At 63.6% G+C, this 20349-nt stretch carries 19 protein-coding genes, 1 tRNA gene and 1 other RNA gene; 15 read left to right on the forward strand and 6 right to left on the reverse strand.

The annotated features are described in order from the left end of the window. Positions 1-183: 183 nt before the first annotated feature. From CAER_RS0122110 to CAER_RS0122120, 4 genes are all read right to left on the reverse strand, one after another. Entirely contained in the window at positions 184-723 is a 540-nt protein-coding gene (locus CAER_RS0122110) for a nuclear transport factor 2 family protein (protein WP_051357838.1), read from the reverse strand. Between the two features lie 299 nt (positions 724-1022). Further along, positions 1023-1372, reverse strand: a transfer-messenger RNA (tmRNA) gene (gene ssrA / locus CAER_RS29375). A 127-nt stretch (positions 1373-1499) separates the two neighbouring features. Further along, entirely contained in the window at positions 1500-1760 is a 261-nt protein-coding gene (locus CAER_RS0122115; protein WP_409359726.1) for an aspartate aminotransferase, read from the reverse strand. A 12-nt stretch (positions 1761-1772) separates the two neighbouring features. Continuing rightward, positions 1773-2501, reverse strand: a complete 729-nt coding sequence (locus CAER_RS0122120; protein WP_027237411.1) for a FadR/GntR family transcriptional regulator — start codon at positions 2499-2501, stop codon at positions 1773-1775. A gap of 125 nt (positions 2502-2626) precedes the next feature. Between CAER_RS0122120 and CAER_RS0122125 the strand changes: the two genes are divergently transcribed. From CAER_RS0122125 to CAER_RS0122150, 6 genes are all read left to right on the forward strand, one after another. Next, positions 2627-3397, forward strand: a complete 771-nt coding sequence (locus CAER_RS0122125; protein WP_027237412.1) for a DUF2182 domain-containing protein — start codon at positions 2627-2629, stop codon at positions 3395-3397. A gap of 15 nt (positions 3398-3412) precedes the next feature. Continuing rightward, the gene (locus tag CAER_RS0122130; protein WP_027237413.1) at positions 3413-4045 is read left to right on the forward strand and encodes a DUF1326 domain-containing protein; all 633 of its coding nucleotides are present in this window, start codon (positions 3413-3415) and stop codon (positions 4043-4045) included. A 69-nt stretch (positions 4046-4114) separates the two neighbouring features. After that, positions 4115-5218, forward strand: a complete 1104-nt coding sequence (locus CAER_RS0122135) for a dimethylsulfoniopropionate demethylase (protein ID WP_027237414.1) — start codon at positions 4115-4117, stop codon at positions 5216-5218. A gap of 11 nt (positions 5219-5229) precedes the next feature. Next, positions 5230-6222, forward strand: a complete 993-nt coding sequence (gene acuI / locus CAER_RS0122140; RefSeq protein ID WP_027237415.1) for an acryloyl-CoA reductase — start codon at positions 5230-5232, stop codon at positions 6220-6222. Between the two features lie 195 nt (positions 6223-6417). Next, on the forward strand, positions 6418-6837 hold the full coding sequence (locus CAER_RS0122145; protein WP_027237416.1) for a universal stress protein: 420 nt from the start codon (positions 6418-6420) through the stop codon (positions 6835-6837). A gap of 98 nt (positions 6838-6935) precedes the next feature. Next, positions 6936-8576 (forward strand): BCCT family transporter, encoded by a 1641-nt coding sequence (locus tag CAER_RS0122150; protein WP_027237417.1) that lies wholly within the window; start codon positions 6936-6938, stop codon positions 8574-8576. A gap of 59 nt (positions 8577-8635) precedes the next feature. On the opposite strand, the gene CAER_RS0122155 is transcribed toward CAER_RS0122150, so the two are convergent. Beyond that, positions 8636-9016 carry a VOC family protein gene (locus CAER_RS0122155; protein ID WP_027237418.1) on the reverse strand — a complete coding sequence of 127 codons (381 nt, stop codon included), beginning with the start codon at positions 9014-9016 and terminating at the stop codon, positions 8636-8638. Between the two features lie 264 nt (positions 9017-9280). Here CAER_RS0122155 and CAER_RS0122160 point away from each other — a divergent pair, with 264 nt between their 5' ends. The 9 genes from CAER_RS0122160 (at position 9281) to CAER_RS0122200 (ending at position 19316) form a co-directional block, all read left to right on the forward strand. After that, positions 9281-10504: an aminotransferase class V-fold PLP-dependent enzyme gene (locus CAER_RS0122160; protein WP_027237419.1), complete on the forward strand. Its 1224-nt coding sequence runs from the start codon at positions 9281-9283 to the stop codon at positions 10502-10504. A 37-nt stretch (positions 10505-10541) separates the two neighbouring features. After that, positions 10542-11966: a cryptochrome/photolyase family protein gene (locus CAER_RS0122165; RefSeq protein WP_027237420.1), complete on the forward strand. Its 1425-nt coding sequence runs from the start codon at positions 10542-10544 to the stop codon at positions 11964-11966. Between the two features lie 81 nt (positions 11967-12047). Beyond that, positions 12048-13253, forward strand: coding sequence for an SAM-dependent methyltransferase (locus CAER_RS0122170; protein WP_027237421.1), 1206 nt, complete (start codon positions 12048-12050; stop codon positions 13251-13253). A 28-nt stretch (positions 13254-13281) separates the two neighbouring features. Further along, on the forward strand, positions 13282-13722 hold the full coding sequence (locus CAER_RS0122175) for a TrgA family protein (RefSeq protein WP_027237422.1): 441 nt from the start codon (positions 13282-13284) through the stop codon (positions 13720-13722). A 30-nt stretch (positions 13723-13752) separates the two neighbouring features. Continuing rightward, positions 13753-14877, forward strand: coding sequence for an NUDIX domain-containing protein (locus CAER_RS0122180; RefSeq protein WP_027237423.1), 1125 nt, complete (start codon positions 13753-13755; stop codon positions 14875-14877). Positions 14878-14945: 68 nt separating this feature from the next. Then, complete coding sequence (locus CAER_RS0122185) at positions 14946-15980, forward strand: cysteine synthase A (RefSeq protein WP_027237424.1); 1035 nt, start codon at positions 14946-14948, stop codon at positions 15978-15980. After that, complete coding sequence (locus CAER_RS0122190) at positions 15977-18433, forward strand: DUF3772 domain-containing protein (protein WP_027237425.1); 2457 nt, start codon at positions 15977-15979, stop codon at positions 18431-18433. Before CAER_RS0122185 ends, CAER_RS0122190 begins: the two co-directional genes overlap by 4 nt. Next, positions 18420-19145, forward strand: a complete 726-nt coding sequence (locus CAER_RS0122195; protein ID WP_027237426.1) for an alanyl-tRNA editing protein — start codon at positions 18420-18422, stop codon at positions 19143-19145. Before CAER_RS0122190 ends, CAER_RS0122195 begins: the two co-directional genes overlap by 14 nt. A gap of 81 nt (positions 19146-19226) precedes the next feature. After that, a tRNA-Ser gene (locus tag CAER_RS0122200) sits at positions 19227-19316 on the forward strand. A 100-nt stretch (positions 19317-19416) separates the two neighbouring features. On the opposite strand, the gene CAER_RS0122205 is transcribed toward CAER_RS0122200, so the two are convergent. Beyond that, positions 19417-19614, reverse strand: coding sequence for a hypothetical protein (locus CAER_RS0122205; RefSeq protein WP_027237427.1), 198 nt, complete (start codon positions 19612-19614; stop codon positions 19417-19419). Between the last annotated feature and the right edge of the window lie 735 nt (positions 19615-20349).

Here is a 20349-nt window from a genome sequence, read left to right on the forward strand (position 1 = left end):
CTGATGGTCCTTCATTGACCGGCGCGACAGCTCCTCCGCCATGCGGAGCGGCAAGCCGTGCCACTTGGTACCGGCGCCTCTCACACACCTGGCCAGCCTGTCAAGCACCGCAAGGCTTGGGCGCGGCCGCTCCGGCAGGGGGCAATGATCAGAACTCTCTATGATGCCGCCGCAATGCGCCCGTTAGCGGAGCCGTTCTCCCGTCAGGCAGATCGCCAAGGCCTCTGGCGGCAGCTGGCCCAGCATTTCAAACATCCGGAAATAATCCATGTTGGAGTGCAATTCGGCAATTCTGCCGTCTTCCACGCGCGCCATGACCTGGCCGGTGATCTCAAAAGGTTCGCCATCGCGGGGATTGCTGGTCGCGACCACCAGCCGCACTGACACCCATTCGTCCGTCTCCATCACATGAGTGAAGGTCACTTTGATCGGGCCCACAAGGTTGCGCAGCGCGGCAACCACTTCGCTATAATCGCTTTCCGGTTCCGCCAGCGCGGAAACTGACCCCGAAATCAGCGTATTGCGATGCATGATTTCGGAGACGGCACCCAGATTGCCTCTGCTCCAGACCTCTTCGAACCAGTAGTGCAGCAGCTGGGCCAAGGGCATGTCCGCCATGCTCGCCGGATCGAATGGCGCCGCCATGGCAGTGCGGACGCCGGATGCGGCAGCCCGGCGCGTGGAGAAGGGTTCAGTTGCGGAATTGGTGAGTGTCTGAGTCATTATTTCGTTACCTAAAGCCATGCCGCTCAGGCAGGCATCAGAGGGGGCTGTCAGTCGGCCGCGGTGATCCTGGCGGCAGGCCTCAAAGCAAAGGGCTCTTCCCGCTCCGGCACTGCCGGGCTGGAAACGCAGGACGTTAGTTTTTCAGCATCGGGCGGGCAAAGGCATACACAGCTTTCTAAGGGCGCAGTTCCGGTACAGACCCGGCATCCTAGCCGCTGGCGGCTGGCATTGCAGCTTTAACTTAAGGTTTTAAGCATTCCCTGCAGGCAGCGGAGCTGGTTTCCATGGGTGGTGAAAGTGCAGGTTTCTGTTGCCAGGTACCTGCGAACCCCGCCTTACGCGGCTAGGCGCAAGGACTTAGATTTCGATTCCTCGAACTGCTTACGCAGCCAGAGCAACCGGAGCACGATTGTCGTTTGCAATTGTACTGTTCGGGCCGGTACGGTGGCACCCCGCCGAGACAAAGCATACCCCTTTAGACGTCCGTCGATCCTGTTTCGGCCCCATGATCCCCAAACGAAGGATTTTGGTGGAGCCGCCGGGTACCGCCCCCGGGTCCGATCCGCTTATTACGAGCGCGTTTATGTCCATAGTTCCACAAGGGAACAGCAGCTATATAGTGTGCTTCGCTGCGGTTGCAAAGGGGTCAACCGGAATCCTGCGAGGATTCCAGCCAGTTTTCCGGCGCGGAAAACTGGTGCAGTGCCGCCGTCGGAGCCGCCGGAAATCCTCGCAGGATTTCTGGCGGATTTCCGCGCCGGAAAACGGCGCCGTCACACCAGTCTGCGGATCGGGGCGCTGTTGCAGAACACGACCACCTGCCCGCGGTTTTGCACCGCCTGAAATCCACGGGCGCGGACCTCGGCCAGAAACGCCTCCATCCCGGCGTAACGCTCAATAACGCGGATCTTGCGGCGCAGCACCTGGCCGCTTTGCACCGCCTTGCAGGCGAAGATATCGCGCAGCCAGATATCGGGGGAGAGGGCGGAGCCGGGCTTGACCATATCCCCAGTGTCCCGGCTCTTGGTTAGCAAAGTGTTGAGCGGCTACTTCTGGGCCCGGGCGGCAAAGACGTCGGAGGCCAGTTTGCGGGTCTCGCTTTCCAGGTCCTGCAGGCCGGAGACGGCTGCACTGCCGTCGCCAGCCTCGATGGCGTCGGCGATACGTGAGTGCAGGCCGGTGATCACCTCGCGGTCGCGGGCGGTGAAGGTGATCATGTTCATCAGCGGCTGCATCGCCTCCACCGCGCCGGCCAGCTGGTAGGACAGCACCGGATTGCCCGCGCCATCCACCAGCGCCCGGTGAAACGCCACGTCGGAGGCGCAGAAGGCCTCATCGGTCAGGCCCGGCTGCCCCTGGCGGAAGATCTCCGCCCGCATGGTGGCCAGGTGATCCGCGCTGCGGCGCTCGGACGACAGCGGCGCACAGGCGCGTTCCAGCGCATATCGCGCTTCGCAGGCGGTATCGAAACTCACCGCGTTCATGCTCAGCAGCAGCGTAGAAGTGGTGATCTGCTGCGAATAAGCGTCCTCAAAGCTCAGCCGGTTCACAAAGGCCCCGCCGGAAGCGCCGCGCTGGGTGCGGATCAGCGATTGCGCCGCCAGTCGCTTCAGCGCTTCGCGCACGGTCGGGCGGGACACCTGGAAATGATCCGACAGCTCCGCCTCGGAGGGCAGCCGCTCATCGACAATCAGCTCGCCGGAAATGATGGCATCCTTGATCGCCTGGGCTATCTGAACCGAAAGATCGGCGGAGCTGTTGGGGTCAATCTTCATGCTCAGGGTCCTGACGCTGCGTTACGCCGGAGTTGGCCCGGCAAGAAATCATTTGTCTGACATTTAAAAGTCTGACATTTAAAACTCAAGACGTGAGTCGCTAACCCTCATACCCGGAGCGCGCCATGAAAGCCATTCTGGCACAACGGATCAGAACCATGGGAGGCTGGCATTGGCTGGGCCTGTTCGGGCTGATCCTGGGGGCGTGGGGGCTGCTCTATGCGATGTCCGCGCCGGCTGAGCTGCGCGCGGCGGGGGCCATATACGGGCCTGATTTCTGGCGCGACTTCTGCACGCTGACGCCGGATGCGGCGGGCTTTGGCAAGATGCTGATGATGTGGGCGCTGATGTCGGCGGCGATGATGGCGCCGACCGCGCTGCCTGCCTTTGCCACTTACGAGGATCTGTCCCACACCGCGCCGGACACAAGCTTCACCTGGCTGGTGGGCGGCTATCTGGCAGTGTGGCTGGGCTTTTCGGCGCTGGCCGCCGTGCTGCAGCTGGGGCTGTTCCAGGCAGAGCTGCTCACCGCTTTCGGCGACAGCAACTCGCGCTACCTGTCGGCGGGTCTGCTGCTGGTCGCGGGCGGCTATCAGTTCTCGCCGGTGAAGGAAGCCTGCCTCAGCAAATGCCGCCGCCCGCTGGTGTTCTTTATGCAGCACTGGGACGAGGGTCCGCTGCGCAACGGGCTGCGGCTGGGGCTGGTGTGCCTGGGCTGCTGCTGGGCGCTGATGCTGCTGGCCTTTGCGGGCGGCACCATGAACATCGCTTTCATGGGGCTGGCGACCGTGATCATGATTTTGGAAAAGCTGCCGGAGCTGGGCCGCTACATCACCAAACCGCTGGGTGCGGGGCTGGTGGGAGCGGCGCTGGCGCTGGCGGCAGGGATTATCTGAGAGGGAGACTAAGATATGGCCTTGGACGCCGCAACGGGCACCGTGCCCTGGACAATCAAAGGGGAACTGATCCTCAACTGCAACTGCACCGTGTTCTGCCCCTGCGTGGTGTCGCTGGGCAAGCACCCGCCGACCGAGGGCCACTGCCAGGCCTGGGCCGGGGTGCGCATCGACGCGGGCGACTACGGCGGGGTTGACCTGTCGGGCCTGAACGTCGGCCTGTTCCTGGAGATCCCCGGCAACATGGGCCGCGGCAACTGGAAAGCGGCGGCCTATATCGACGACCGCGCCTCGGATGACGCCTATGATGCGCTGGTCGCGATCTTCTCCGGCGCGGCGCGCGGCACCACCGGGCTGTTCTCCATGCTGGTAGGCGAGTTCCTGGGCGCTGAACGCGCACCGGTCACGTTCGAGACCGAAGGCAAGGAGCGCCGCCTGATGGTCGGCAAGAAGATCCAGGGCGCGGTGGTCCCGGTCGAGGGCAAGGACGGCAAGGAGATCGTCGTCACCAACACCGAATACTGGATGGGTCCCGACATCACCGTCGCCACCGCAACCAAGGGCCGCGTGCGCGCCTTTGGCAGGGTCTGGGATTTCGACGGCCGCTCTGCCGAGATCTGCCAGATCGACTGGCACGGCCCGAAGTAAACGGCTTTTCCGGCGGCGGCGCCTGCGCGGCCGCCGGGCATCCTGCGCATGGTTCTGGGAGGATACGCCATGGCCCTGATTTCCCCGTCGCGCCGCCTTCGGCGCACCCCGTTCTCCGATGGCGTCGAAGCCGCCGGCGTCAAGGCCTATACGGTCTACAACCGGATGCTGCTGCCCACTGTTTTTGACAGCGTGGAAGCCGACTACCGCCACCTGAAACAGCATGTGCAAGTCTGGGACGTGGCCTGCGAGCGCCAGGTGGAGCTGCGCGGCCCAGACGCCGGACGGCTGATGCAGATGCTGACGCCCCGCGATCTGCGCGGCATGACGGCAGGGCAGTGTTTCTACGTGCCCATCGTCGACGAGACCGGCGGCATGCTGAACGATCCTGTGGCGGTCAAGCTGAGCGACGACCGCTGGTGGATTTCGATTGCCGACAGCGATCTGCTGTTGTGGGTCAAGGGCATCGCCAACGGCTGGCGGCTGGATGTGCTGGTGGACGAGCCCGACGTCTCGCCGCTCGCCATTCAAGGCCCCCGCGCGGACGACCTGATGGACCGCGTCTTTGGCGAGGACGTGCGCAAGATCCGCTTCTTCCGCTTCGGCATCTTCCAGTTCGAGGGCCGCGACATGGTGATCGCGCGCTCAGGCTATTCCAAACAGGGCGGCTATGAGATCTACCTTGAAGGCGGCGACCTTGGGATGCCGCTGTGGAACCGGCTGTTCGAAGCGGGCGAGGATCTGCAGGTCCGGGCCGGCTGCCCCAACCTGATCGAGCGGATCGAGGGCGGGCTGCTGAGCTACGGCAACGACATGACCGACGACAATACCCCGCATGAATGCGGGCTTGGCAAGTTCTGCAATACTCACACGGCAATTGGCTGCATTGGCCGCGACGCCCTGCTGCGGGTGGCCAAGGAGGGCCCGGTGCAGCAGATCCGCCCGATTGCGATCGACGGCGATGCGGTGCCGGGCTGCGACCGGCCCTGGCCGGTCTTTGCAAATGGCAAGCGGGCGGGGCAGGTGACGTCCGCCGCCTGGTCACCGGACTTTGAGACCAACGTTTCGATCGGCATGATCCGCATGACCCATTGGGATGCGGGCACGAAACTTGAGGTGGAGACACCTGACGGTATGCGCACAGCCACCGTGCGCGACACATTCTGGATTTAAGGAGAAGGCAGATGTTCAACGCTTTGGTTGTGAACAAGGACGAAGAGAGCGGCAAGACCTCCGCCGCGGTCGAGCAGATCAGCCTCGATCAGCTGCCCGAGGGCGAGGTGACCGTAGCGGTGGAATATTCCACCGTGAACTACAAAGACGGGCTCTGCATCGGGCCGGGCGGCGGTCTGGTGCGCAAGTATCCGCATGTGCCGGGCATTGATTTTGCCGGCACGGTCGAGGCGTCCTCAGACGACCGTTACAAGCCCGGCGACAAGGTGGTGCTGACCGGCTGGCGTGTGGGCGAGGCCCATTGGGGCGGCTACAGCCAAAAGGCCAACGTGCGCGCCGACTGGCTGGTGCCGCTGCCAGAGGGGCTGGACAGCCGCCAGGCAATGGCTGTGGGCACCGCGGGCTTTACTGCGATGCTGGCGGTGATGGCGCTGGAGGACCACGGGCTGGAGCCGGGCCACGGGCCGGTGCTGGTGACAGGCGCGGCAGGCGGTGTCGGGTCGGTGGCCACTGCAATCCTGGCCAATCTCGGCTATGAGGTGGCTGGCGTCACCGGCCGCCCGGAAACCGCGGACTACCTGAAGTCCCTCGGCGCAACCCAGATCGTGGCCCGCGAGGAGATCAACGAAACCACCAAGCGGCCGCTGGAAAGCGAAACCTGGGCGGGCTGCGTGGACGCCGTTGGCGGCGCCATGCTGGCGCGTGTGCTGGGGCAGATGAAATACGGCGCCTCAGTCGCGGCGGTTGGTCTGGCGGGCGGCGCCGCGCTGCCGGCCACCGTTGTTCCGTTCCTGCTGCGCGGTGTGAACCTGCTGGGCATCGACTCCGTCATGCAGCCCTATGATAACCGCGTCCGCGCCTGGCAGCGGATCGCCAAGGACCTGCCGATGGACAAGCTGGAAGCGATGATCCATCCCGCAACGCTGGGCGATCTGCCGCAACTGGGGGCGGATATCCTCAAGGGCCAGGTCAAGGGCCGCGTCGTGGTGGACGTCAACGCCTAAATCATTATAATACATTCGTATCTGTCGGATAAACGCGCGGCGATGTCCGCGCGTTTTTCATGCGTACCGCGGCCCTGCCGCGGTCCTAGGGTGGGTGCAGCGCCGCGATTATGCGGCCCCGGTACCGCCCCGCCCGGTGCGCTGTTGGCGACTGTGCCGCAGACGCATTGAATTTGAAGCAAGAGGAGGGAGACCGTGTATTCCAGAATCATGGTGCCCGTCGATCTGACCCACGCCGACCGCCTGGAACGGGCGCTGCAATTGGCATCGGATCTCGCGCATCTTTACAAAGCAGAAGTGATTTTCGTGGGGGTGACCTCACCCCAGCCCAGCAAGGTGGCGCATAACCCGCAGGAGTTCTCCGCAAAACTCGATGAGTTCGCGTCCGGCCAGGCAGCCAAGCACAGCATTACCGCTTCGGGCCATGCGGTGGTCAGCCACGATCCGGCGGTGGATCTTGATAAGACGCTGATCAAGGCCTGCAGCGATACCGGGGCAGAGCTTATCGTGATGGCAAGCCACGTCCCGAGCGTGAGCGACTACCTGTTCCACGCCCATGGCGGACGGGTCGCAGAAAAGGCGCCGGTGTCGGTGCTGGTCGTGCGCGAGAGCTGACCGGCGGGGCCCGTTGAACGCGCAAGCGCCAGTTTGCGGGGCCAATGTTTGCAAGGCCGAAGGATAATGGGCCGGAGTTTACAGGGAAGGAGGCCGCAATGGCTGACGAAACCACAAATCAGGGTATCCCCGCGCCTGAAGGCGAAGCGGATATCATCGATACCGAATACGAGATCGGTCAAGACAATATCGAAACCCAGATCGGCCCGTTCGGGGTCGACATTCACAACCCGGTGTTCCTGGTCTCAGGCCTGGTGATCGTAGCCTTCGTGTTCTACGCGCTGGCGCTGCCGGAGCAGGCGGCAACATTTTTCAACTGGCTGCGCCCCGCGGTCACCAGCAGTTTTGACTGGTTCTTCTTTGGCGCCGCGGATTTGTTTGTCCTGTTCTGCCTGTTTTTGATCGTCTCCCCCTGGGGCAGCGTTCGCCTGGGCGGCAACGAGGCAACGCCGGACTACAGCTACATGGGCTGGTTTGCGATGCTGTTTGCCGCGGGCATGGGCATTGGTCTGATGTTCTATGGCGTCAGCGAACCGATGAGCCATTTCTCCACCGCTTTCGGCGGCACGGCCGTGCCCGAAGGCGGCGGCGCCCGCACCGACTGGGCACCACTGGGGGCTGCTGCGGGGGATGAGGCCGCGGCGGTGCGTCTGGGCATGGCGGCGACAATCTTCCATTGGGGGCTGCACCCCTGGGCAATCTACGCCATCGTGGCTTTGGCGCTGGCGCTGTTCACCTACAATAAGGGCCTGCCGCTCACCATCCGCTCTGCCTTCTACCCGATCTTCGGGGAGCGTATCTGGGGCTGGACAGGCCATATCATCGACATCCTGGCGGTCTTTGCCACGCTGTTCGGCCTCGCCACATCGCTGGGGTTCGGCGCGACCCAGGCAAATGCCGGCCTGAATGAGCTGTTCGGCGTGCCAACGGGCGCAACCACCGAGGTGATCCTGATATCCGCGATCACCGCAGTGGCCCTGATTTCGGTGCTGCGCGGCCTGGACGGCGGCGTCAAGGTGCTGTCGGAAATCAACATGGGGCTGGCGTTCCTGCTGCTGGTTTTTGTGCTGCTGGTGGGGCCGACCATGGCGATCCTGACCGGGTTTGCCTCCAGCCTGATGGCCTATATCGAGTATCTGCCGGCACTGTCGAACCCGATCGGGCGCGAGGATGTGAACTTCAGCCAGGGCTGGACCGCTTTCTATTGGGCGTGGTGGATCAGCTGGTCGCCGTTTGTCGGCATGTTCATCGCCCGCGTCAGCCGCGGCCGCAGCGTGCGGGAATTCGTGATCTGCGTGCTGCTGATCCCCAGCCTGGTCTGCGTGCTGTGGATGAGCGTCTTTGGCGGCACCGCGATCCACCAGGTGGTCGCTGACGGGTTCACCGGGGCGCAGGACGCGTCGCTTGAACTCAAGCTGTTCAAGATGCTGGGCGAGCTGCCGCTGGCCGGGATCACCTCCTTTGTGGGGATCGTGCTGGTCGTCGTGTTCTTCGTGACCTCGTCCGACTCCGGCTCGCTGGTGATCGACACTATCACCGCAGGCGGCAAGGTCGATGCGCCGGTGCCGCAGCGGGTGTTCTGGTGCATCTTCGAGGGTGCCGTTGCCATCGTGCTGCTGCTGGGCGGCGGTCTGGCGGCGCTGCAGGCGATGGTGATCTCCACCGGTCTGCCGTTCACTGTGGTTCTGCTGCTGATGTGCTGGGCCATCTTCCGCGGGCTGCAGACCGAAGCGCGCTGAGGCTTCTGGCAGCGGAAATAGGAACGCCCCGGCTGCAGAGCCGGGGCGTTTTTTTAGTGTCAGTCGTTGTATTTGAAGAACCCCAGCGAATTGCCATCCGGGTCGGTCGCATAAAAGAACCGCCCCGGCGGGATGGCGATAGTCTCCGACACCACCTTGCCGCCCGCGTCCGTTACCCGCTCCATCACGTCCTCCAGCGCGCCCTCTGCCGTCAGGTGCAGCGTCGGTCCGCGGCCGTCGCCTGCGGGTTTGCCGGGGTAAAGATGCAACGCGATCCCCGCCGCCTGATCAGCGGGCTTGAACATCGCTATAGGGTTGGGCCCGCTGGTGTCGATGCTCAGCTCCGCACCGGTGACCTTGGAATAAAACGTTACCGCCGCGTCCAGATCGCTCACGGGCAGCTCGCCCCAGACCAGAAAATCCTTGGGAGTAAAGGCCATGTCAAATCCTCCATGTTTGCCTGGGGGCAAGGTCTCATGCCCTGATGACAGTTTCCGGCATCAGCCTTGCCGCTTGACCGGACCGCCGGTGCTACGCTACGACCCTTGCGTCCTGCCCGGCCTTTTGCGCCTTGCAGGGCTGCCTGCGATCCCTCAATCCTTGTGCGGGAGCGCGGCTCGGCTGGAAGACCTGCCATGTTCGGGGAGATCCCTGGCATGTGCCGGCCTTCCCATCGGACCGCAGCGATTGAGGAGAGATTTGCAATGACTGCATTGGATATTGATTTTGTCCGGGCCCAGTTTCCGGCCTTTGCCGAACCCAGCCTTCAGGGCCAAGCGTTTTTTGAGAACGCGGGCGGCTCTTACACCTGCCGGCAGGTGATTGACCGGCTGATCCGCTTTTACACCCAGCGCAAGGTTCAGCCCTATGCCGCCTATGAGGCCTCGCGCCTGGGCGGGGAAGAGATGGACGAGGCCCGCGCCCGCCTCGCGGCCCTTATGGGCGTTGCCACGGATGAGCTGAGCTTCGGCCCCTCGACCACCCAGAACACCTATGTTCTGGCCCAGGCCTTCCGCAAGTTCATGAAACCAGGCGAGGCCATCATCGTCACCAACCAGGACCACGAGGCCAACAGCGGCCCCTGGCGGCGGCTGGCAGAGGAGGGGATTGAGGTCCGCGAATGGCAGATCGACCCGCAGACCGGTCATTTGGACGTGGCGCAGCTGGAAACCCTGCTGGACGAGAAGGTGCGCCTCGTCTGCTTCCCGCATTGCTCCAACGTGGTGGGTGAAATCAACCCGGTGGCAGAGATCACCGCGATGGCGCACGCCGCTGGCGCCTTTGTCTGCGTCGACGGCGTCTCTTACGCGCCGCACGGGTTGCCCAACGTGGATGAACTGGGGGCCGACATCTACCTGTTCTCCGCCTATAAGACCTATGGTCCGCATCAGGGCATCATGGTGATCCGCAAGGCGCTGGGAGAACTGCTCCCGAACCAGGCGCATTACTTCAACGCTGAGAGCCTCTACAAACGCTTCACCCCGGCAGGTCCGGACCACGCCCAGGTGGCAGCCTCGGCCGGCATGGCGGATTACTTCGAGGCGCTGGCCGCCCATCATGGCCACGCGGGCACCGCGGCGGAAACCGGGGCCTTTGTCCACGACCTGATGCGCGCGCATGAGATCAAGCTGCTGCAGCCGCTGCTGGACGCGGTCAGCGACCGCAACGACGTGCGCCTCCTGGGGCCGTCCCGGGCCGAAAACCGCGCGCCGACGGTGGCCCTGTCCCTGAACCGTGCCGCGGAACCGGTTGCGGCGCAGCTGGCAGAATTTGGCATCATGGCCGGGGGCGGCGATTTCTATGCCGTCCGCGCGCTGGAGGCGATGGGCATTGATCCGGCCGAGGGCGTGCTGCGTATCAGCTTTACCCACTACACGTCCGAGGCAGAGGTCGCGAAGCTGATCGAGGCCCTTGACCGGGTTGTGTGACAGGGTGCTGTAACGCGAACAGGACAAGGAAAACGACATGAGCAGCCGTGCCCCGGTGATTTGGTGGATCAGGCGGGATCTCCGCCTCTGCGACAACCCGGCGCTGACGGCTGCCGTGAACAGCGGCGCCCCGGTTCTGACGGTCTATATCCTGGACGAGCAGGACGAGGCGCTGGGCGCCGCCCCCAAATTCCGCCTTGGCCTGGGGCTGGAACATTTCGGGCAGCAACTGGCCAAGGCAGGCTCCCGTCTGATCCTGCGCCGGGGCAAGGCGCTGGAGGTTTTGCAGGACCTGATCGCAGAAACCGGGGCAGGGGCCGTGCACTGGTCCCGCCTCTACGATCCCCAGGCCATCACACGCGACAGCGAAATCAAGCAGCAGCTGAAGGAGCAGGGCGTCGAGGTGAAGTCCCACGGCGGCCGGCTTCTGTTCGAACCCTGGACGGTGGAGACCAAGGCCGGCGGCATGTACAAGGTCTACACCCCGTTCTGGAAGGCAGTGCGGAGCCGCGATGTTGACAGCCTGCTGCCCGCCCCTGGGAACCTGGCCGCACCGGACAGCTGGCCTGCCAGCGAGGTTCTGGCGGATTGGCATATGGGGGCCGCCATGCGCCGCGGGGCGGATGTGGTGGCCCGCTATTGCCGGGTGGGCGAAGCCTCAGCGCAGGCACGGCTGGAGGCGTTTCTGGAAGACAGCGTTGAGGACTACAAGGCCCGCCGTGACTATCCGGCTGAGGACGCGACCTCAGGCCTGTCGGAAAACCTTGCCTGGGGCGAGATCAGCCCGCACCGGATGTGGCACCAGGGCAGCGCAGCGATGGAGCGCGGCGGCAAGGGCGCAGAACACTTCCTGAAGGAAATTGTCTGGCGCGAATTCGCCTACCACCTGATGTACAACTCACCCCGCATCCTGACCAAAAGCTGGCGCGAGGAGTGGCAGGAGTTCCCATGGTCCGAAAAGATCACCCCGCATGTCCAGGCCTGGCAGCGCGGGCAGACCGGTTACGGCTTTGTCGATGCCGCCATGCGGGAGCTGTATGTGACTGGCAAGATGCACAACCGGGCCCGGATGATCGTCGCAAGTTTCCTGACCAAGCACCTGATGACGCATTGGAAAATCGGCATGGACTGGTTTGCGGAAACGCTTGTGGACTGGGACCCGGCCTCCAACGCCCTGGGCTGGCAATGGGTGGCGGGCTCCGGCCCTGACGCGGCCCCCTTCTTCCGCGTCTTCAATCCCAGCGGCCAGCTGGACAAATTCGACCCCGAAGGCGCCTACACCGGCCGCTGGATCGCCGATGGCCAGGACAAGCCGCCGCAGACCGCGCTGGACTTCTTCGACGCTGCGCCTCTGTCGTGGGGTCTGGCCGCCGGCATGCCGCCAGCGGAGCCGGTTGTCAGCCTGCAGGCAGGCCGGGACCGCGCGCTCACGGCCTATCACGAGGCCCGTGAAAACCGCTAACGCACAGTTTTCTTGCCAGAAAGCCCTCTGCGGCCTAGCTTTTCCCTGTAGCACTTCCGTATTTTGTACAGGGGGAAGCGTATGAAGCTCACGTCCGCTGAGGGCCAAGAAAACCTGCCGCGCTACTTTGCGCCGGTGTTTGCAAGGATCAAGGCAATGGAGGTCGGGCAGCTGGATATCCACCTGCCGGACGGGCGCGTATTCTCGGCCAAGGGGCGCAACCCTGGCCCGGTGGCCGATCTGCACATCCATAACCCGGACTGCTTTGCCCGGCTGATCCGCGAAGGCGATCTGGGCTTTTCCGACGCTTACCTGGAAGGCTGGTGGAGCACCTCGGACCTGCAGGCTTTTATGGATCTGGTGCATATGGGCGCCAACACCGTTTATGACGGCTTCCCGGGCCGGGGCCTGGCACGCGCTTATGAACGGTTCCGCTTCTGGCTCCACCGCAACCACCGCCGCCAGGCGAAAAAGAATATCTCCTACCACTACGATCTGGGCAATGATTTCTACGGTCTGTGGCTGGACGACACGATGACCTATTCCAGCGCCCTGTTCCAAAGCGGCCAGGACAGCCTGGAGAAGGCGCAGACCGCCAAATACGCCTCGATGGTGGATCAGATGGGGGTCAAGCCCGGCGACCATGTGCTGGAGATCGGCTGCGGCTGGGGCGGCTTTGCCGAATACGCCGCTGGTCAGCGCGGGCTGCGGGTCACCGGCCTGACAATCAGTAAGGAACAGTTAAGGTTTGCCCGCGAAAGGCTTGAAAAGGCAGGGCTTTCGGACAGGGTGGAGCTGCGGTTGCAGGACTACCGCGACTGCCGCGGCCAGTTTGACGGTATCGCCTCTATCGAAATGTTCGAGGCGGTGGGCGAGAAATACTGGCCCGCCTATTTCAGCACCATCCGCGACCGGCTGAAGCCCGGCGGCCAGGCCACCTTGCAGATCATCACCGTCGCAGACCGGCGCTGGGAGGTGTACCGAAAAGGCGTCGACTTCATCCAGAAGCACATCTTCCCGGGCGGCATGCTGCCGTCCCCGAAAGTACTGCGCGACCAGGTGGAGAAGGCGGGCCTGGGCGTCGTGCGCTCAATCGAATTCGGCGACAGCTACAACCAGACCCTGCGGCGCTGGCATGACACATTCAATGCCCGCTGGGACCAGATTTCCAGCATGGGCTTTGACGAGCGCTTCCACAAGATGTGGAACTTTTACCTCACCTCCTGCGCGGCAGCCTTTAAGACTGGAAATTGCGACGTAACGCAGATTACAGTTGCGCATCGCTGAGTGAACTGCCGCACGGATCTGACCAGACATGCCCACCGGAGCCCGACTGACCGCCGCAATCTGCCTGGGCCTGGTGGCGTTTTTCGTATCCTTCCTTGTCATGCCGCTGATGCCAGAGGGCACCGATTTCGGCTATTTCGTGCATGTGAATGTGGCGCTGGGGCTGCTCTGCGGCTGGATCTTCATGGGCAAGCGGGTCGGCCGCGGCCTGGTGCCTGCCATCAACAACGGCATCACCGGCATGGCCGTGATGGTGCTGTGGGCGCTGTTCATTCAGGGTGCCTGGGAGATGTTCCGCCTCGCCATGCGCCACCGCTATGACGGCCCGTTTGAGGCGCTGTCCGCGATCTTTGTCATTGCGCTGGACTATTTCTTTGTTATCGCTGTGCCATCTGTGCTGGTGCCGTTGGCTGTGGGCGGGGTTCTGGCCGGGCTTGCGGCCGAAAACGCCTCCCGCCGCTGGCGCTGATTGGGCTTTTTTAACAACAGGTTACCAACTGTGGCTAATCTCTTTTTCTTTGGCACGCTGCGCCATCTCCCTTTGCTTGAACTGGTGCTGGGCCGCAGCGGTACGGCGCTCAATGCCCAGGCAGCGCAACTTCCGGGGCATGGGGTTTACCAGGTCGCGGGGCAGCCGTTTCCGGCGATCGAGGAACGGGAGGATGCCACTGCCGGCGGTGTTCTGGTGCAAAACCTTTCGCCCGACGACCTGGATGCGCTCAACTTCTACGAAGGCGGCTTTGGCTATACGCTGAAACCGGTCAACGTGCAGCTGGAGGACGGCAGCACCGCCGCGGCGGAGGTTTATTTCCCCGAACCCGGCCTGTGGCAGACGGCAGAGCCCTGGGACCTGGCGGCCTGGGTGCAGAAGTGGGGCGCGCTGTCGATGCGCGCCGCCGAGGAGGTGATGGCCTATCACGGCCGCATGACCGCCGAGGAGGTGGCCCGCTGCTTCCCCTCGGTGCGCCGCCGCGCGGCTGCCTGGCTAGCCGCGCAGGCCCGCCCGGGCGATCCGGAACATGACCTGTCCAAGGATGTGATCGTCCACAGCCACACTCGCGCCCATCTGAACTTCTTTGCGATGGAAGAGATGGAGCTTCAGTTCCGCCGCTATGACGGCAGCATGAGCCCGGTGATGCACCGCTGTGCTTCGATGGCGGGCCATGCGGCGGTGGTGCTGCCCTATGACCCGGTCCGCGATCAGGTTCTGCTGGTGGAGCAATTCCGCGCACCCCCCTTTATGATGGGCGAAGCCAGCCCCTGGATGTGGGAGCCGGTCGCGGGTGTGATCGACCCGGGCGAAACACCCGAGGAGACCGCCATCCGCGAGGCGCAGGAAGAAGCAGGCGTCACGGTGCAACGGCTTGAGCCTGTGGCGCAGGTCTATCCCTCAAGCGGCGCGCTGGCGGAATTGATACATGTTTTCATTGGCATATCGGACCTTTCTGACCTTAATGGCGGCGGCGGGGTCGCAGGCGAAGGCGAGGATATCCGCAGCAAGATCCTCAGCTATGATGAGCTGATGCTGGGGGTGGACGGCCAGATCTATCAGGACATGCCGCTGGTCACCGCGGCGCTGTGGCTGGCACGCCACCGCAGCCGGCTGCGGATCGCGTCCAGCTGAGCCGCTTCGCGCCTTGTGAACGCCGGGGCGCTTGGTTACATCTTGGGGAACAGATCGAAAGGGATACCATGCGCATTGCACGTGATCTGGCTGATGCCATCGGCCACACACCTCTTATCCGCCTGAACCGCGTCAGCGAAGAGACCGGCTGCGAGATCCTGGGCAAGGCCGAATTCATGAACCCGGGCCAGTCGGTCAAGGACCGCGCCGCGCTCTATATCATCAAAGATGCAGTGGCCCGCGGCGAGCTCAAGCCCGGCGGCACCATTGTCGAAGGCACTGCCGGCAACACCGGCATCGGCCTGGCGCTGGTCGGTGCGTCGATGGGGTTCAAGACGGTGATCGTGATCCCGGAAACCCAGTCCGAAGAAAAGAAGGACATGCTGCGCCTGGCGGGCGCCCAGCTGGTCCAGGTGCCTGCAGCACCTTACAAAAACCCCAACAACTATGTGCGCTATTCCCAGCGCCTGGCGGAAAAACTGGCCCAGACAGAGCCGAACGGCGCGATCTGGGCCAACCAGTTCGACAATGTTGCCAACCGCCAGGCCCATGTGGAAACCACCGGCCCGGAGATCTGGGAACAGACCGGCGGCAAGGTCGACGGCTTTGTCTGCGCCGTGGGCTCCGGCGGCACCCTGGCGGGCGTGGCCGAGGCGCTTCAGCCCAAGGGCGTGAAGGTCGGCCTGGCCGATCCGATGGGCGCGGCGCTGTATTCCTATTACACCACTGGCGAACTGGCCGCTGAGGGCAGCTCGATCACCGAGGGCATCGGCCAGGGCCGGATCACCAGGAACCTGGAAGGCTTCACCCCTGATTACAGCTATCAGGTGCCGGACAGCGAGGCGCTGCCGTATGTCTTTGACCTGCTGCATGAGGAAGGCCTGGTGCTGGGCGGCTCCTCCGGCATCAACATTGCAGGCGCTGTGCGCATGGCCAAGGACATGGGCCCGGGCAAAACCATCGTCACCGTTCTGTGCGACTATGGCACCCGCTACCAGTCCAAGCTGTTCAATCCGGATTTCCTGCGGGAGAAAGACCTGCCGGTGCCGGAGTGGATGACCCATACGCCTGCGTCGATCCCCGGCGTATTTGAGGACGTATGACACCTATCATAACCGCTTTGCGGACTGTTTTGCTGGGGCTGGCCCTTGTGGCCGGCCTCGCTATGCCTGCCCTGGCGCAGCTGAATGCTGAATCCCGGGCCGTTTATCAGGACTGGCTCAAGACCGCCAACCGCGCGGAGGAGGTGATTGACGCCAGGCGGGCCTCCAGCGCCGCGCTGGAAACCCTGCGCACGGAGTTGGCCGGATACCGTCAGAATTTCCTCGACGCGCGCACCGATAACGGCGACCGCATTAAGACGCTGGAAGGCCAGCTTGCCGCCTTGGGCGAGCCGCCCGCCGAGGGCGAGAGCGAACCCGAGGACATCGCCCAGCTGCGCAGCTCGCTGGAGCAGCAGCTTAAGGACCTGAAGGTCCCGCGCATCGTGGCCGAAGAGGCCTTCAGCCGCGCCAATGGCCTGATCACCGAAATCGACAAGATCATCCGCGAACGCCGCACCCGGAAATTGCTGGAGCGCGGCCCGTCGCCGCTCAATCCGGAAAACTGGCCGGGCGCGTGGCGCACCTTGTCGCGGTCTGCCGGATCGCTTCTGAATGAAACGGCCACCCGCATCGGCAGCGCCACCACCGCAGAGCGGATCCAGAACAGCCTGCCTGCCTTGCTTCTGCTGCTGGTGATTTCCGCGCTGCTGCTGCTGCGCGGCCGGCCCTGGGCCCATGCGGCGGGCGATTACCTGCGCCAGTTCGGCAGCAGCGGCCGCGGTGTCTGGGGGTTTGTGGTTTCGCTGCTGGAGGTGATCCTGCCTTTTGTGGGCATCCTCCTCCTGACGGCAGCCATTGACCTGTCCGGCATCCTCGGGTTCCGCGGCGCGGTTCTGCTGGACCATATCCCCGGCTGGGCTCTGCTGATCCTGTCCTTCCACTGGCTGGGCAACCAGCTGTTTTCCGGCCGGATCGATAACGACCTGGTGCCGGTGCAGGACGGGCGCCTGAACGAAACCCGGCTGATGGTCGATATCCTGGCGGTGATCCTGGTTCTGCAGGATGCGCTTAGCCTGATGGAAAACATCGACAACATCCCGGCAGAGGCCCATGCGGTCGCCAGTTTCCCGCTGATCATGGGTGCGGCGCTGGTGCTGCTGCGCTTGCACAGGATCGGCGCAAAGCGCCGCCAGCAGCAAAGCGAGGATGACACCGACGAGGACGGCGCGATTGCCGCCGGTGCCAACCGGGTCATGACGCTGGTGCGCCGCGCCACCTACCTCCTGGGGTTCGTGTCGCCGGTGCTGGCCGCCTTCGGCTATGTCAACGCGGCAGAGGCGCTGATCTACCCGGCGGCTTCCACCTTGGCGCTGCTGGCGGCCCTTTTGGTGCTGCAGCGCTTCCTGGGCGATGTCTACGGCTGGCTGTCCGGCAAGGGTTCCGAGGCGCGGGATTCGCTGTTTGCGGTGCTGATCGGTTTCCTGCTGGTCACCCTCGCGCTGCCGCTTCTGGCGCTGATCTGGGGCGCGCGGGTGGCCGACCTGACAGAGCTGTGGTCGCGGTTCCTCGAAGGCTTCCAGATCGGCGGCACCCGGATTTCGCCCACCGCCTTTCTGACGTTCGCCATTGTTTTCGCCATCGGCTACGCCCTGACGCGGCTGGTGCAGGGGTCCCTGCGCAACTCGCTGCTGCCCAAGACCAAGATCGACCCGGGCGGCCAGAACGCGATCACCTCCGGGCTTGGCTATGTCGGTATCTTCCTGGCGGCGGTGGTGGCCATCTCCATGGCGGGGCTCGATCTGTCCTCGCTGGCCATCGTTGCCGGTGCGCTGTCGGTCGGTATCGGCTTCGGCCTGCAGACCATCGTGTCCAACTTCGTCTCCGGCATCATCCTGCTGATCGAGCGTCCGGTCTCCAAGGGCGACTGGATCGAAGTCGGCGGGCTGATGGGATACGTCCGCGACATCTCGGTGCGCTCCACCCGGATCGAAACGTTTGACCGCACCGATGTGATCGTGCCGAACTCGGACCTGATTTCGGGCACCGTCACCAACTACACCCGCGGCAACACCGTGGGCCGGGTAATCGTGCCGGTGGGCGTCGCCTATGGCACCGACCCGCGCAAGGTGGAGGCGGTCCTGAACGAGATCGCCAAGGCCCATCCGATGGTGCTGCTCAATCCTGCGCCCACAGTGGTGTTCCAGGGCTTCGGCGCCGATTCCCTTGACTTCGAGATCCGCGCCATCCTGCGCGACGTGAACTGGGTCCTGTCGGTGAAATCCGACTTGAACTATGAAATTGCCAAGCGGTTTGAGGAAGAAGGGATCGAGATCCCCTTCATGCAGCGCGACATCTGGATCCGCAATCCGGAAGCGCTGGCCCAGGCCAAAGCTGCAAGCTCTGCTGAAGCACCGGCTGCCGCCCCCGCGACCGCTCCGCCAAAGCCGGATCTGGACGATCTGCAGCACGATCCCGACAACGATGCCGAAGGAGAGGCAGATGCCGACAAGTGAGCTGCTGTACCGCAAGGACGCTTACGCCCGGATGACCGAAGCCGAGGTTCTGGCGCACACAAAGCAGGGCGGGATCATCCTGGACCGCACTTTGTTTTACGCCACCGGCGGCGGCCAGCCCGGCGACAGCGGCAAGCTGCTGTGGGCGGAGGGGCAATGCAGCATCGCCACCACCGTCAAGGGTGAGGATGGCGCCGTCGTGCTGGTGCCGGAGGAGGGCTCGGCCCTGCCGCCAGTGGGTGCCACGGTGACCCAGGTCCTTAATTGGGACCGCCGTTATGGCCATATGCGGGTGCACACCGCGCTGCATCTGCTGTCGGTGGTGATCCCGCTGGAGGTCACCGGCGGCTCCATCAGCGATGGCAAGGGGCGGCTCGATTTCAACATGCCCGAAGCGCCGGAGGACAAACAGGCGCTGCAGGACCGGCTGCAGGCGCTCATTGACCGCGATCTGGAGGTGACAGAGGACTGGATCACAGACGCCGAACTGGACGCCAATCCGCAGCTGGTCAAAACCATGTCGGTTTCGCCGCCGCGAGGGGCAGGGCAGGTGCGGCTGGTGCGGATCGGCACCGCGGATGAGCAGATCGACCTGCAGCCCTGCGGCGGCACCCACGTCAGGCGCACCGCTGAAATCGGCAGAATCCGCCTCGGCAAGGTGGAAAAAAAGGGCAAGCAGAACCGCCGCGTCTACCTGCATCTGGAGGCCTGAAAAAGAATGCGGGGGAAGGCGCATTTTTTGCCATTTCGGCTCTTGCAATTCCCCTGCCGATCCTTCAAAAGCCCCCTCAACGGAGAGGTGGCCGAGTGGTCGAAGGCGCACGCCTGGAAAGTGTGTAGGCGGGAAACCGTCTCCAGGGTTCGAATCCCTGTCTCTCCGCCATAACCCCCAGTTAGATGCAATCAGTTGCCCGGATGCGCGGCCGGTGCTAGTGCCGTGCGGCTGTGCTCGCGGCTTGTGCAGCTAAGTCCTGCGGTTTGAATCAGTTGGGCCGGACCGCCACCAGAACGACGCCCAGTTCCTCTTCCAGCTCCTGCAGCTTCTTGAGCTGATCTTCCGGCAGCGCCGCGGTATCCGCCTCGACCTCGGCCAGCGCCACCACAGGGCTGCCGATATCCTTCTCGAGATCCTGGATCGCGTTGAGCTTCTCGGTTTCGAGCGTGGCGAGCGGGTATAGCATTGTGGTCTCCTGTCTGTTGATGAAGCCAAGTATACCCGGATTTTCCAGGTGCGGGATTATTGATTTTTGGCCGGGCCGCGCAGTGGCTCTACGTCGGGCTGGGCTGCGGGCTGGCGGCGGCTGAGTGCTGGAGGGTTCGCTAAATTTTTTAGCGTTATTCGCTTTCGGGTCTGGCCGCGCTGACCCTTCGGTTAGGGGCTTTGATTCGAAAGAGAGGCGGGCGGGATTGCGCGTTTCGGGAAACAAACTCAGTATTTCCGGTGAATTGAAACCAATAACAGTCCATTTCCCGAAGTGCCGCCAGGCGGTCCTGGCGGGTTTCCGGGGCAGTCTGATCGTTGGATTGTGTTTCGAAAATGGAAACGAATGCCACCCTGGGACCTCTGTTGCATGCGGCGCTGTGCATATTTCGGCAGGTTGCGGAGCGTGCTTCCCGCTTCGGTGGAAACAATGCGCGGCGGGACGCTGCTGCTGCCGGCCAGATGGCGAGGACAATGCGAGGAATTTTAGGCAATTTTTCGGCTTTGAGGGCGCAGGTGCCTAAAGTATGCATGGTCTAGCCCATTTTGGGGGGCGAGTTCTGCGAGCTGCTGGACTGTGGTGGACTGCTAAATTTTAAGACAAATCCCGATGCTGATTTTTCGGGCGCACCACTGATTAAAAAGCTGCTGCTATCCGCTTGCGCGTCATTCAGGCGCGCAATCCGGTGCGTGCGCGCATTGGCTCTCTACCCGC

Source organism: Leisingera caerulea DSM 24564, from assembly GCF_000473325.1.
Classification (GTDB): domain Bacteria; phylum Pseudomonadota; class Alphaproteobacteria; order Rhodobacterales; family Rhodobacteraceae; genus Leisingera; species Leisingera caerulea.